Source organism: Pseudomonas izuensis, assembly GCF_009861505.1.
Taxonomy (GTDB): domain Bacteria; phylum Pseudomonadota; class Gammaproteobacteria; order Pseudomonadales; family Pseudomonadaceae; genus Aquipseudomonas; species Aquipseudomonas izuensis.
In genome coordinates, this window is sequence record NZ_WTFT01000029.1 from 34639 (window position 1) to 48050 (window position 13412).

Below are 13412 nucleotides of genomic sequence, written 5' to 3' on the forward strand. Positions count from 1 at the left end.
CGATGATCAAGAGTTTCGAATTGGTTCACGGCGCATTGCATGGCGTTGAACGGCTGGACGCCGATGTCATGCTGTTCAGCAACCCCGATGCCGCCGAGCGCGAGCTTCTGCACAGTCACTTCAAGCTCGATGAGCATGCCCTGGCCTCGGCGCTTGACCCGGACGAGGTCTCACGCATCGAGTTCCACCCCGACAACCTGTTCCTGATCTGGAAGCGCCCGGAAAATTATTCGGGTGCCGGCAGCCTGTCTTTCGAGGTGTCGTCCTGCGGGCTGTTGTTTTGCCCGGACCGCTTGCTGGTGATTGCCACCGACGACGCACCGCTCAGCGGGCTCGGCAGGGGTAAGGCACTCAATACGCCGCAGGATGTGTTACTCGATCTGTTGTTCAACAACATCCACCATTATTTGGGCCACCTTAAAGTCATCAAACTGGTTGCTCGGGAGTTGCAACAGAAGTTCAACGCCTCGATGCAGAACCAGCACCTGATCCAGATGTTCAACCTCAGCGAAAGCCTGATCTATTACATCAACGCTATCCACAGCAACGGCGCGGTCCTGACCCGATTGCGCAATCATGCGCAAAAGGAACACTTCGACGCTCACGCCATTGGCCTGATCGACGACCTGATCATTGAAAACAACCAGTGCTACAAACAGGCAGAAATCTACTCGACGGTGTTTTCCGGGCTCATCGACGCGCGGGGCAACCTGATGAACAACAGCATGAACAACCTGCTGCGCAAACTGACGCTGATCAACGTTGTGTTTCTGCCATTGAACCTGATTGCGAGTATTGGCGGCATGTCCGAGTTCAGCATGATGACGGCGGGTACGCCGTGGTGGGTGTCTTACCCGTTGTTCCTGACGGCGATGATGGTGGGGGCGGGGGTGATGGTGCTTGGGCTCAAGCGCTTGGCGAAGTGATTTTGGCACCTGTCAGACCGCCATCGCGAGCAGGCTCGCTCCCACAGGTTCTGTGAACGCCGAAGATCCAATGTAGGAGTGAGCCTGCTCGCGATGGCAATACCAACAGCGCTGAAAATTCAGGATCAGGCTTCTTGTGAGGCTTCGTTATTCAGACACTGCTCTATCGACCTTGCTCGACGCCGACCAGATCCGGTAGCGCACCTCTACGTCCTTAGGCACGTAAAGCACAATCGGCAGTTTGCTGTTGTAGCGCAGCATGAAACCGTCACCGATGACCGGCACGAAATCCTGTTTGCGCTTGCCGTCCGGGCAGGCCATCAGCGTGCTTGCCGGACCCATGACTTTTTCCAGGCGGTAAAACGGATAACCCCAGCCTTCGAGGTTCTTTTCTTCAAGCGTGCCGCCCAGACGTTGCCGGTTGCAGTCGACGGTCAGGGTTTTGCCGGCGAGGATTTCCACCTTGAAGTCGTCTTCCCGGGTTTGCGGGGTGAGGTTGATGACCTGGCGGGTAAATCCGCTTTCAGGTTGGGGGTAGGGTGCGACTTTTTCGAGATTTGCGGCCTGTACGACGCTCGACAGCCCGGCGACGATCAGCCCGACGGTCGTGTTAAAGGCTATGGAATTCATGTTGCCTCCTTGCATATGTACTAATGTGGGGGTTGGGATTTTTACCGCCGTTGACGACGAATGCAAACAGGCAATTGTGTGCAAATTGCACGGCGCCCCATGATCTTTTTCGCAAATTGCATGACCGGTTTATCCTGGCTTTTAGCTAACTTCCTGAATTACCGATGAGCTGCCGAGCGTAATTCAAGGCATGTTTTATGCTGTAGCTGTTCTTAAGCTGGCCGGGATTGCAAACGAGTCAGTGTCGATGATTGTTTAGCAGCATTACAAAGGAGAGGGTCGCAATGTTTCTTTCTGCCTTGGAACTTCGCAACATCATTGAAAGCAGCTTCCTGCCCAAACGCTGTCAGTGCACGCTGTCTCCGGATTTGTCGATGACCGTAAAAGTGTATGCAGACGGGGAAACCGATCAGCTGGATCTATTGAAAACGGGTATCAATGCACAACGCCTCAATGGCTGTCGGGAAATCAACGAACTGATCGCAGTACTGCGTACCGATCTTCAGCATCACTACGTGGAACCCGGGCACTCCCAGACGGTGCGCAAAGCACTTTAAGCCGCGGTTTCGAGTTCCACTGAAGTGCGCCGGGTCTGGAAAAAAGCCAGGCCCAGCGCCAGTTCGACCCCAACAGCCAGCAAAATGCCCGGACCGGCATGGCCGTTTAGCCATTCGCCGAAGCCCAGTATGGCCAGCCCCCAGCAGCCGATCATGAAGCTGTTGCTCAGCGCACTGCGGGTGGCGGATGGCGCCTCGTTGCGCACAAGAAAAAACACTACCCCCAACACTGCAAACAGCACCGCCGTACGTCGTGCGATCAACCCCACTGCCAGCGAATACTCGATATCCCAGGTGGCCAGCATCCAGTCGGGGACAAGACCCCAGACCAGCGCCAGGAACAGACATAGCGCGGCGGTGAACATCGACAACAGGCGAAACGATAACTGCATGGCGAATCCTTGCGGCAGTGAGGGAAGGCGCTAAAGCATAGCGTCAGATCCCTCACGCGAATACCGCAAGGTGTTATTTCAGACTTTTCAGTCAGTTCTGATAACTGCAGGCGTCAGAAAGTTTTCTATAGGCGAGTTCGGCGGGTTTGCCTGACTGATCGTCGATGTACTTCATTTTTGCGGTGATCACTTCGCAGTCCATGGTGGCAGGTTCTGTCAGCGAAATGACCTTGCCGATGTGCAGCGGCATACCGTAGTGGTAGGAGGGCACGTTTTGAGAGGAAGCGGTGTCGTTGGCCTGGGCCATACCGGCAAACGGGGCACAGACAAGGGCAACGGAAACGAGCAGGGCGCGCGAGTTCATGGGGTGATCTCCAATGCAGGCGAAAATGAGTTCGAGGTATCGTCGAACCTGCCGCACTGGGCGTCAGAGGACTCTGAGGGCGTGCGGTCCAGTAAGTGTTGGACTGTACGATTAAGCATTGGTTAACCCGCCTGAACGCCACCTGTCGCTTTGCCACTACCGCTCGACGGTTTCCCTGTAGGAGCGAGCTCTGCTCGCGATGGACGTGAACGATAACGCGTAAAACCAGTTCCCCCGTGGCGCCCTCGAGCCTTTCGCGAGCAAGCTCGCTCCTACGTTGAAAATTCAGACTAAAGTCGTCTGCAACGAAATAAAGCCTTCTGCCATCATTGCCCTTCACCCCCGCGTGTTCACTTCTCCCGTCCAGTCACTGGTGCGGGTGAAGGCTATTTTTGGCTGCGTGCGCCTTGGCGTTAACGCAGCGCTGTTGGAGTTTTTCATGCGTTCCCCCTTTACCTTGATCACCGCGCGCCAGTCATTGGGCTTCGGCGCATTAGTCCTGTGTGCCGGTTTTACCGGACCGACCCGGGCGAGCGGTTTTATCGATGACACTCAGGCGAACATCGAATCGCGCACCGTGTATTTCAATCGCGATTTTCGTGACGGGCATTCCTCGACCGAACAGGGCGCTTCCAAGCGCGACGAGTCGGCCCAGGGCTTCATCCTCAACCTGCAATCGGGCTATACCGAAGGCACGGCGGGTTTCGGTGTCGACGCGCTGGGCATGCTCGGGTTCAAGCTCGACTCCAGCCCTGACAGCAGCAACAGCGGTCTGCTGCCGTCCAGCGGAAGTAACCCGCGTGGATCGGCAGATCAGTACGCCAAGCTGGGTCTGACGGGCAAAGTCCGGGTTTCGCAAAGCGTGTTGAAGTACGGCGCGCTGTTGCCGGATGTACCGTTGCTCAAATACAACGACGGGCGTCTGCTGCCAACGATGTTCAACGGTGCGATGCTCACTTCCAAGGAGGTCAAGGACCTGTCCTTCATGGCCGCGCGCCTGGACAAATACACCGCCCGGGACTCCACCGATTCCCAGGACATCCGCGTGCACTGCAAGAACAAGCGTTATGCCTGCAACATCACCGCCGACCACTTCGATATGTACGGTTTTGACTACAGGATCAATGAGCGCCTGACCGCGCAATATCACTACGCTGAACTCGAAGACATCTATCGCCAGCATTTCATCGGGTTGCTGGCCAATCAGCCGCTGGGCGGCGGTGTGCTCAAGGCCGACTTGCGCGTGCTCAAGAGTGCCGACAGCGGCGCTGCCCGTGCCGGCTCCATCGACAACCGCGCCCTGAGCGGGATGCTCGCCTACGCCATCAGCGGCCATACGTTCAGTGCCGGTTGGCAGCGCATGAACGGCGACAACTCGATGCCGTACCTGGATGGCACCAACCCGTACCTGGTCAACTATGTGCAGGTCAACGACTTCGCCGCCGCGCAGGAGCGCTCATGGCAACTGCGCTATGACTATGATTTCAAGGCCATCGGCCTCAACGGGCTGACGTTCCTGACCCGCTATGTCAACGGCAACCACATCAAGGTGCCGGGCAGCGATCAGGAAGGCAAGGAGTGGGAGCGCGACAGCGAACTCAAATACGTGGTGCAGAGCGGGACCTTCAAGGACGTCAGCCTGCGACTGCGTAATGCGACGTATCGCACCAACTACGAGCAGTTTGCCCGGGATGTGGATGAGACCCGGTTGATCGTCAGCTACAACTTTTCAGTCCTGTAGCGCCTGACAGAATGCCATCGCAGGCAAGCCTGCTCCCACAGGATTTTGGGTGAACGCAAAATTTGCGAACGACCTGAAACCTGTGGGAGCGGGCTTGCCCGCGATGAGGGCCTCGAAATCAGCAAAGATCCAACTGGTGCCGATACGGCAAATCCGGCCCGGTCTTGCCGCATGTCAACGCCGCCGCCTGAACCGCAAACCGCACCATCGTATCGATCTGCTCGCGGCTCAGCTGACACAAGCCCTCAACCGAATCCAGCTGCTGCTCGGTCAACCAGGTAATCAATGCCGCTTGAAAAGTATCTCCAGCCCCCACGGTATCGGCGATCTGCACCGAACAGGCCGGCACCGACCACGAACCAAAAGCGCGACTGAATACCGTCGCACCTTCACCCCCACGGGTCAGGCACACCAACTGGCAGCGATGCTGCAACCAACCGTCGATGATCTGCGCAGGGTCCTGCCCGGGATACAGCAGGCTCAAATCCTCATCGCTGACCTTGATCAGGTCGGCATGTTCGACCAGGGTGGTAATCCGCGAACGCCACAGATCGATATCGGGTTCAGGATTGAGCCGCACGTTCGGGTCGAGGCTGATCAGGCGCCTGCCGCTTTCTCGCTGTACCAACGCCAGCAAGGTGTCGGCAATTGGTTGCACGACCAACGAGAACGAGCCGATGTGCAGACCGCGAACCTCAGGTCCGAGCGTCGGTAGATGTTCCAGCCTCAACTGGCGGTCGGCGCAGCCTTCACCCCGGAAGCTGTACTGCGGTGAACCATTGGCACCGACCGCAACCATCGCCAGGGTGGTCGGCGCGGCGAAATCCAGCAGATAGTCCGTGCACACGCCCTCATCTTGCAGCACTTGCAACAGGCGCCGCCCCAGGTAGTCGGTGGACAACCCGGCAAACAGCGCCGCGTCCACGCCCAAACGGCGCAAACCCACCGCCACATTGAACGGCGAGCCGCCGGCAATGGCCTTGAAATTCACTTTGGAAGCCAGACCGCTGGCATCGTTTTCGCTGAAGAAATCGAACAGTGCTTCGCCACACACCAGATACATAGTTGTTCACTCTTTAAAGGGTTGCGACATGCTGTTGATAGCGTTCATAGGCCTGTTGCGTGGCCGCCACGTTTTCTGCATTCGGCAGGGTCTCGCTGGTCAGGTCGAGTTGCACGCAACGCTCGCACAGATCTGCCAGGCTGTCCTCATGCCCGTTCGACCGGGACGTGCACCACGCCGCCTGAATCGCCGCACCAAGGGCGGCGGCTTCGCTGTGTTCGGTGCAAATCACGGGTGTGTTCAGGGTGTCGGCGATGATTTGCCGCCACACCTGGCTTTTCGAGCCGCCGCCGATCAGCCGGATGCTGCGGCTTTGTAAGCCATTGTGGCGCAACAGGTCCAGTCCGTGACGCAAACCGAAGGTCGTGCCTTCGACCACTGCGCGGCACAGGTTGGCCCGGGTCAGGTTGGTCATGGTCAGGCCCAGAAGGCTGCCGGTAGCGTGGGGCAGGGCGGGGACCCGTTCACCGTTGAGGAAGGGCAGCATGCACACCCCTTCGGCGCCGATGGGGGCCTGGGCCACCAGTTCGTTGAAACGCTCGATGTCCAGTTCGAACAGTTCACGAATGACGCCGGTGGCATTGGTCAGGTTCATCGTGCAGATCAATGGCAGCCAGCCGCCACTGGAAGAACAGAAGGTCGCGACCGCCGCATCGGTACTGACTTTCGGCGAGTCGGCATAGGCATACACCGTACCGGATGAGCCGAGGCTCATGGTGATCGCGCCGGGCTGGATGTTGCCGGTGCCGATGGCGCCCATCATGTTGTCGCCACCGCCACTGGAAACCAATGCCTTCGGGTTGATGCCCAGTTGTTCGGCGATCGCCGGCAGCACGGTGCCGACCGCAGCGTGGGCGTCGATCAGTTCCGGCAATGCCGCTTGCAGGCGCCCGGTGGGGTCGATGTCGCGCAGCAGCTGCACATCCCATTGCCGGCTGCGCACATTGAAGTAGCCGGTGCCGGATGCATCGCCGTACTCGCTGCAACTTCGGCCGGTGAGCCAGAAGTTGAGATAGTCGTGGGGTAGCAGGATGTGGGCGATGCGGGAAAAGATGTCGGGGTGCTGTTCTTTGGTCCACAGCAGTTTGGACAGGGTGTAACCCGGCGCGATGACCACGCCGAGGCGTTCCAGCGAACCTTTTTCACCGCCCAGATGTTCGAGCAGCCGGTCATTTTCCGAGGTGGTTTCAGTGTCGCACCAGAGCTTGGCCGGGCGCAGGACCTGGCCCTGGTCGTCGAGCAGCACCAGGCCATGTTGCTGGCCTGAGACGCCAATGCCGAGGATGTCCTGGCCATCGACGTTGGCCGCCGACAAGGCGCGGCGGGTGGCGAGGGTGAACGCGTCCAGCCATTGCGCGGTGTCTTGCTCGCGACGGCCATTGGCGCCGCTGATCAGCGTGTGTGCGGCGGCGCCCTGGCCGAGGACCTGACCGCTCAGTGCGTCGAGGACAAGGGCTTTGGTGCCTTGGGTGCCGCAGTCGATGCCGAGGAATAGTTGTTGGGTTGCCATGGCAAATCCTTGGTGTGTCAGATACTTATCAGTGCGGCCATCGCGGGCAAGCCTTGCTCCCACAGGTTTCAAGTCGTTCGCTGGTTTGGCGCTAATCCTGTGGGAGCAAGGCTTGCCCGCGATGACGGTGGTGGATTCACCACGATCTCAGATCAGAACGCGTTGCAAAGTGCGCGTCACTCCGACTTCTCGCAAACTGTTGCAACACCACTCGAACGCCGCGACAAACTCCGCCGAATGCGGTATCGCCGTGCCAAAAATCTCCTCGACGGCCAGCAAACGCTGGGTGATCAACGCATCATCCGCCACCAAGGCCTGACAGAACGCCGCCCGCGGATCCGGGATCGAGTAGGTCTCGCCATTCTCGTCCACGCCCTTCAGATACAACGCCCACGCCGCCACGACCAGTGCCGCACGTTTGGTCTCCCGGCCATCGGCGATCAGGCGGTTGATGGTCGGTACGGTGAATTTCGGAAACTTCGACGAACCGTCCGAACACACCCGCTCCAGTTGATCGGCGATCGCCCGGTTGGAAAAACGTGCCACCAGCGTGTTCTTGTACTCGGTCAGATCGATCCCCGGCACTGCTGACAACTGCGGGGTCACGTCCAGGTCCATGTAGTCGCGCATGAAGCGCACAAACAGCGGATCGTCCATGGTCTCGTGGACAAAACGATAGCCCTTCAAAAAGCCCAGGTAGGTCAGGGCCAGATGGCTGCCGTTGAGCAGTTTGATTTTCATCTCTTCGTAAGGCGTGACGTCGTCGGTGAACTGCACGCCGACCTTTTCCCAGTCCGGGCGGCCGTTGACGAATTTGTCTTCCAGCACCCATTGCACAAAGGGTTCGCAGACCACCGGCCAGGCATCGTCCACCCCGTGTTTGTCGGCCAGTTGCAGGCGATGTTCGGTACTGGTCATGGGTGTAATGCGGTCGACCATGGCATTGGGGAAGCTCACGTTGCGCTCGATCCAGTCGCGCAATTGGACATCTCGCAGCGCGGCGAAGGCCAGCAACGCCTTGCGGGTCACCGCGCCGTTGTGCGGCAGGTTATCGCAGGACATCAAGGTGAACGCCGGCGTACCCGCTGCCCGGCGCTTGGCCAGTGCGGCGCAGAGGAAACCGAACACGGTATTCGGCGTGTCCGGGTTGGCCAGGTCGTGTTGGATCTGCGGCAGATGGGCCATGAACTCGCCGTTGCTGTCGTCGATGCAGTAGCCGCCTTCGGTGATGGTCAGCGAGACGATGCGGATCTGCGGATCGGCGAGTTTGTCGATCAGCGCTTGAGCGCCGTCCTCGGCCAGCAGCATGTCGCGGATCGCTCCGATCACCCGGACTTCGGTGCCATCGGTATCACCCAGTTCGAACAAGGTGAACAGGCAGTCCTGTTCCTTGAGATCGTCCCGGGCGCGACGGTCTTCGGTGCGCAGGCCGACGCCGCAAATGGCCCAATCGAGGCCTTCGCCCAGGTTCATCAACGCATCGGTGTAGTACGCCTGATGGGCGCGGTGGAAACCGCCGACGCCGATATGGGCGATGCCCTGGCGGGTGTCGCTCAGGGTGTAGGCGGGCAGGACCACCTCGGGGGCGAGGCGGTTGAGGTTTTGTTTATTCAGTTTCATCACAAACACTCGAAAGTCAGGCGGCAGCGCGCAACGGGCGGGTCAGCGCCACGCCATCGGCATCGAATAAATGGCAGTGCCCGGCATCCAGGTGCAGGCTCAGGGTTTCGCCGAAACGGCTGGCCAGGTCACCGCGAACCCGCATGGTCAGGGCTTCGCCGCTAGCGGTTCGTACATGGCAGAACGTGTCGCTGCCCAGGCGTTCGCTGACATCGGCAGTCACTTGCAAGGTGCAATCGCCCGGCTTGGCCAGTTCCAGATGTTCCGGGCGAATACCCAGGGTGACGGCGCCGCCGACGCTCAGATTGGCGCCGCTCAACGGCAGGCTGATACGGGTACCGGCGTCCAGTTGCACTTCACAGCCCTGGCCGTCGACCCGGGTGACGTTTCCTTTGAGAAAGCCCATTTTCGGCGTGCCGAGAAAACCCGCGACAAACAGGTTGGCCGGTTGGTGATAAAGGTCCAGGGGCGAGCCGACTTGCTCGATTTTGCCGCCATGGAGTACCACGACCTTGTCGGCCATGGTCATGGCTTCGACCTGGTCGTGGGTCACGTAGATCATTGTGGCTTGCAGTTCCTTGTGCAGCCGCAACAGTTCCAGCCGCATCTGTACCCGCAAGGCGGCGTCGAGGTTGGACAGCGGCTCGTCGAACAGGAAGATTTTCGGGTTGCGCACGATGGCCCGGCCGATCGCCACACGCTGACGCTGGCCACCGGACAGTTGCTTGGGTTTGCGCTCGAGCATCGGCCCCAGTTCCAGGATGCGCGCCGCTTCGCCGACTTTTTTCTCGACTTCGGCTTTGGGCACGCCCGCCAGGTCGAGGGCGAACGACATGTTCTTGCGCACGCTCATGTGCGGATACAGGGCGTAGGTCTGGAACACCATCGCCAGGTCACGCTTGGCCGGGCTGACTTCGGTGATGTCGCGACCATCGAGTTCAATGGTGCCGCCGCTGACTTCTTCAAGGCCGGCGATCAGGCGCAGCAGGGTGGACTTGCCGCAGCCCGAGGGGCCGACGAACACCACGAACTCCTTGTCGTTCACTTCCAGGTCGATGCCCTTGATGATGGAAAAACCTTCGAAGCCTTTTTGCAGATTCTTGATTTTCAGGTTGGCCATGGTGATGGGCCTCCAATAGTTCTTATTCAGTTGAACCGGGCATGCTTTTCTGTAGGAGCGAGCCTGCTCGCGATGGACTCACCGGCAACGCGTTTTTTCGGGCAGCCAGCGTCATCGTTGACGACCATCGCGAGCAGGCTCGCTCCTACAAGGGTTCGGTTATTCATTTCACGGCGCCAAACGACAGGCCGCGCACCAGTTGTTTCTGGCTGATCCAGCCGAAGATCAGGATCGGTGCGCACGCCAGGGTCGAGACAGCTGACAACTTGGCCCAGAACAAGCCTTCGGGGCTGGAGTACGAGGCAATCAATGCGGTCAGGGGCGCGGCTTTGGACGAGGTCAGGTTTAGCGACCAGAACGCTTCGTTCCAGCACAGGATCAGCGACAACAGCACGGTGGATGCCAAGCCGCCCTTGGCAATCGGCAGCAGTACCCGGAGCATTTCCTGCGCCAGGGTGGCGCCGTCCAGCCGGGCGGCTTCGAGGATGTCCTTGGGAATGTCCTTGAAGTAGGTGTAAACCATCCAGACCACGATCGGCAGGTTGATCAGGGTGTAGATCACGATCAGCGCGATGCGCGTGTCGAGCAGGCCGAAGCTCTTGGCCAGCAAGTAGATCGGCATCAGCACGCCCACCGGCGGCAGCATCTTGGTGGAGAGCATCCACAGCAACGTGCCTTTGGTGCGTTGGGTTTCGTAGAACGCCATGGAGTAGGCCGCCGGCACCGCGATCAGCAGGCACAGGGCCGTGGCGCTGAACGAAATCACCACCGAGTTCCAGGCGAAACTTGCGTAATCGCTGCGCTCGTTGATGTGCAGGTAGTTCTCCAGCGTCGGGGTGAAGATGAACTGCGGCGGCGTGGCGAAGGCATCGATTTCGGTTTTGAAACTGGTCAACACCATCCAGAAAATCGGGAAGAAAATCAGGATCGCTATGGCCCAGGCCAGGGTGCCCAGCAGCAGGCTTTGCAGACGACGGGATTGTTGTAGGGTCATGGCGCGTGCCTCAGGCTTTGTCGGTCAGGTTTTTGCCGATCATCCGCACCAGGACGATGGCCGCGACGTTGGCAATCACCACCGCGATCAAACCGCCCGCGGAGGCCATGCCGACGTCGAACTGCACCAGCGCCTGGTTGTAGATCAAGTAGGCGAGGTTGGTCGAGGCGTAGCCGGGGCCGCCGTTGGTGGTGGTGAAGATTTCAGCGAACACCGAGAGCAGGAAGATGGTTTCGATCATCACCACCACCGCGATGGGGCGCGCCAGGTGCGGCAACGTCAGGTGCCAGAAAATCGAGACCGGTCCGGCACCGTCCAGGCGCGCCGCTTCCTTCTGTTCCTGGTCGAGGGACTGCATGGCGGTCATCAGAATCAGGATCGCGAAAGGCAGCCACTGCCACGAGACAATGATGATGATCGACAGCAGCGGGTAGTGCGCCAGCCAATCCACCGGTTGCGCGCCGAACAGTTTCCAGACGTAGGCGAGAATCCCCGACACAGGATGGAAAATCAGGTTCTTCCAGATCAGCGCGCCGACGGTGGGCATGATGAAGAAGGGTGAGATCAGCATCACCCGCACGATGCCGCGACCGAGGAACTCACTGGCTTCCAGCAACGCGCTGATCAACACCCCCAGCACCACGCTGATCAGCAGCACGCTGCCCACCAGCAGCAGGGTGTTGGTGGCGCCGGGCATAAACCCGGAGTCGGTCAGAAAATAGGTAAAGTTCTCAAGCCCGACGAATTCGTTTTCGCCGGGATAGAGCAGGTTGTAGCGGATCATCGAAAAATACAGCGTCATGCCCAGCGGCACGATCATCCACAGCAGCAACAAGGCCACCGAAGGGCTGACCAGAAACCAGCCAGGGTTGGTCAACCGGCTTTTACGCAGCGGTTGGGGGATTTCCATGTGAACGTTGACAGTTGAAGTATTCATGGCGTTAAGAACCCATTAGCAACAAACGATGAAGATCCCCTGTAGGAGCAAAGCTTGCTCGCGATGGCCGCGCGGCGGTTTCTCGGATGAACCGCGTTATCGTTCATCGCGAGCAAGCATTGCTCCTACAAGTGGTGAGTGGGGCTATTTTGGATAACCTGCACGCTTCATCTCGCGTTCGGTGGTTTGCTGGGCCGCCACCAGCGCCTGGTCAACCGAGGTCTGGCCGATCAGCGCCGCAGAGAAGGACTTGCCAACCTGTGTACCAACGCCCTGGAACTCGGGAATGGTCACCAGTTGAATACCGATGTATGGCACCGGTCTGGCCCCCGGCTTGCTTGGGTCCGCTGCCTTGAGCGACTCCAGCGTCACTTTGGCGAACGGCGCGGCATCCATGTAGGCCTCGCTGTAGGTCGAGGCCCGGGTGCCGGGCGGTACGTTGGCGATGCCATCGGTCTTGGCGACCAGCTCGCCGTATTCCTTCGACGTGGCCCAGGCACTGAAGGTCTTCGCCGCATCCTTGGCCTTGGAACTGGTGGGGATTGCCAGGGCCCAGGAGTACAGCCAGGCCGAGCCTTTGTCGGTTGTTTCATGGGGCGCGTAGGTGAAGCCGACGTGGTCGCTGACCTTGCTCTGGGTTTTGTCGGTGACGAACGAGCCGGCCACGCTGGCATCGACCCAGATCGCACATTTGCCGCTGTTGAACAGCGCCAGGTTTTCATTGAATCCGTTGCTCGAAGCCCCCGGCGGACCCGATTTCTTCATGGTGTCGACATAGAAATTCAGCGCGCTTTTCCACTCGGGGCCGTTGAATTCGGGCTGCCATTTCTCATCGAACCAGCGCGCGCCATAGGCGTTGGCGACCGTGGTGATCAACGCCATGTTCTCGCCCCAGCCGGCCTTGCCGCGCAGGCAGATGCCGTACTGTTCCTTATCCTTGTGGGTGAGCTTGCTGGCGAATTCGCCGATCTGCGCCCAGGTCGGGCGCTCGGGCATGGTCAGGCCGGCGTCCTTGAACAGGTCGGCGCGGTAATAGGTGATGGAGCTTTCGGCGTAGAACGGCAGGGCATACAGCGAACCCTTGACCGACAGGCCTTCTCGCACCGAGGGGAACACATCGTCGAGTTCATAACCGGCCGGCAAATCCTTCATGGGCTCCAACCAACCCTTGGCACCCCAGAGTGCCGCTTCGTACATGCCGATGGTCAGCACATCGAACTGTCCACCCTGGGTCGCGATGTCGGTGGTCAGGCGCTGACGCAAGACGTTTTCTTCGAGCACCACCCAATTGAGCTTGATCTCCGGATGCTCGGACTCGAAGGTTTTCGAGAGCTTTTGCATGCGGATCATGTCGCTGTTGTTGACGGTGGCGATGGTCAGGGTCTGGGCGCCGAGACTGACGCTGCTGAGGGTCATGCAGGTGAGGGCTAGCAGAGCTTTTGCAGTAGGTTGCATCGAGCACTCCTTTTCTGCACCCGGTGGGGTACAGAAGGACAGTTATTGTTTTTTTGTCTTCCGGATGTAGGAAGAATCTGTGCTGATTACAACGTTCAATTGA

At 59.3% G+C, this 13412-nt stretch carries 13 protein-coding genes; 3 read left to right on the top strand and 10 right to left on the bottom strand.

Annotated elements, in window-relative coordinates; genetic code table 11:
- Positions 1-2: 2 nt before the first annotated feature.
- The gene (locus GPL81_RS22885; protein WP_160108545.1) at positions 3-926 is read left to right on the top strand and encodes a magnesium transporter CorA family protein; all 924 of its coding nucleotides are present in this window, start codon (positions 3-5) and stop codon (positions 924-926) included.
- A gap of 147 nt (positions 927-1073) precedes the next feature.
- On the opposite strand, the gene eco is transcribed toward GPL81_RS22885, so the two are convergent.
- A complete protein-coding gene (gene eco, locus GPL81_RS22890) occupies positions 1074-1556 on the bottom strand; it encodes a serine protease inhibitor ecotin (protein ID WP_160108546.1) in 483 nt (160 codons plus the stop codon).
- Positions 1557-1840: 284 nt separating this feature from the next.
- Here eco and GPL81_RS22895 point away from each other — a divergent pair, with 284 nt between their 5' ends.
- The gene (locus GPL81_RS22895) at positions 1841-2113 is read left to right on the top strand and encodes a DUF1652 domain-containing protein (RefSeq protein ID WP_160108547.1); all 273 of its coding nucleotides are present in this window, start codon (positions 1841-1843) and stop codon (positions 2111-2113) included.
- Here the strand turns inward: GPL81_RS22895 and GPL81_RS22900 are convergent.
- Both GPL81_RS22900 and GPL81_RS22905 read right to left on the bottom strand, forming a co-directional pair.
- Positions 2110-2505, bottom strand: a complete 396-nt coding sequence (locus tag GPL81_RS22900) for a hypothetical protein (RefSeq protein WP_160108548.1) — start codon at positions 2503-2505, stop codon at positions 2110-2112. The genes GPL81_RS22895 and GPL81_RS22900 overlap by 4 nt on opposite strands.
- Positions 2506-2596: 91 nt before the next feature.
- Positions 2597-2869 (bottom strand): DUF2790 domain-containing protein, encoded by a 273-nt coding sequence (locus GPL81_RS22905; RefSeq protein ID WP_160108549.1) that lies wholly within the window; start codon positions 2867-2869, stop codon positions 2597-2599.
- Positions 2870-3308: 439 nt separating this feature from the next.
- Between GPL81_RS22905 and GPL81_RS22910 the strand changes: the two genes are divergently transcribed.
- Positions 3309-4610 (top strand): OprD family porin, encoded by a 1302-nt coding sequence (locus GPL81_RS22910; RefSeq protein ID WP_160108550.1) that lies wholly within the window; start codon positions 3309-3311, stop codon positions 4608-4610.
- A 118-nt stretch (positions 4611-4728) separates the two neighbouring features.
- Here GPL81_RS22910 and GPL81_RS22915 read toward each other — a convergent pair whose 3' ends face one another.
- The 7 genes from GPL81_RS22915 to GPL81_RS22945 all read right to left on the bottom strand — a co-directional run bounded on the left by GPL81_RS22915 (position 4729) and on the right by GPL81_RS22945 (position 13309).
- Positions 4729-5673 carry a carbohydrate kinase family protein gene (locus GPL81_RS22915; protein ID WP_160108551.1) on the bottom strand — a complete coding sequence of 315 codons (945 nt, stop codon included), beginning with the start codon at positions 5671-5673 and terminating at the stop codon, positions 4729-4731.
- A gap of 13 nt (positions 5674-5686) precedes the next feature.
- Entirely contained in the window at positions 5687-7183 is a 1497-nt protein-coding gene (gene xylB, locus GPL81_RS22920) for a xylulokinase (RefSeq protein WP_160108552.1), read from the bottom strand.
- 147 nt (positions 7184-7330) lie between these two features.
- Positions 7331-8803, bottom strand: coding sequence for a mannitol dehydrogenase family protein (locus tag GPL81_RS22925; protein ID WP_160108553.1), 1473 nt, complete (start codon positions 8801-8803; stop codon positions 7331-7333).
- 16 nt (positions 8804-8819) lie between these two features.
- The gene (locus GPL81_RS22930; RefSeq protein ID WP_160108554.1) at positions 8820-9923 is read right to left on the bottom strand and encodes an ABC transporter ATP-binding protein; all 1104 of its coding nucleotides are present in this window, start codon (positions 9921-9923) and stop codon (positions 8820-8822) included.
- A 163-nt stretch (positions 9924-10086) separates the two neighbouring features.
- Positions 10087-10917, bottom strand: coding sequence for a carbohydrate ABC transporter permease (locus GPL81_RS22935; protein ID WP_121101600.1), 831 nt, complete (start codon positions 10915-10917; stop codon positions 10087-10089).
- Between the two features lie 10 nt (positions 10918-10927).
- The gene (locus GPL81_RS22940) at positions 10928-11827 is read right to left on the bottom strand and encodes a carbohydrate ABC transporter permease (protein WP_246218967.1); all 900 of its coding nucleotides are present in this window, start codon (positions 11825-11827) and stop codon (positions 10928-10930) included.
- A gap of 171 nt (positions 11828-11998) precedes the next feature.
- On the bottom strand, positions 11999-13309 hold the full coding sequence (locus GPL81_RS22945) for an ABC transporter substrate-binding protein (protein WP_160108556.1): 1311 nt from the start codon (positions 13307-13309) through the stop codon (positions 11999-12001).
- Positions 13310-13412: the final 103 nt, after the last annotated feature.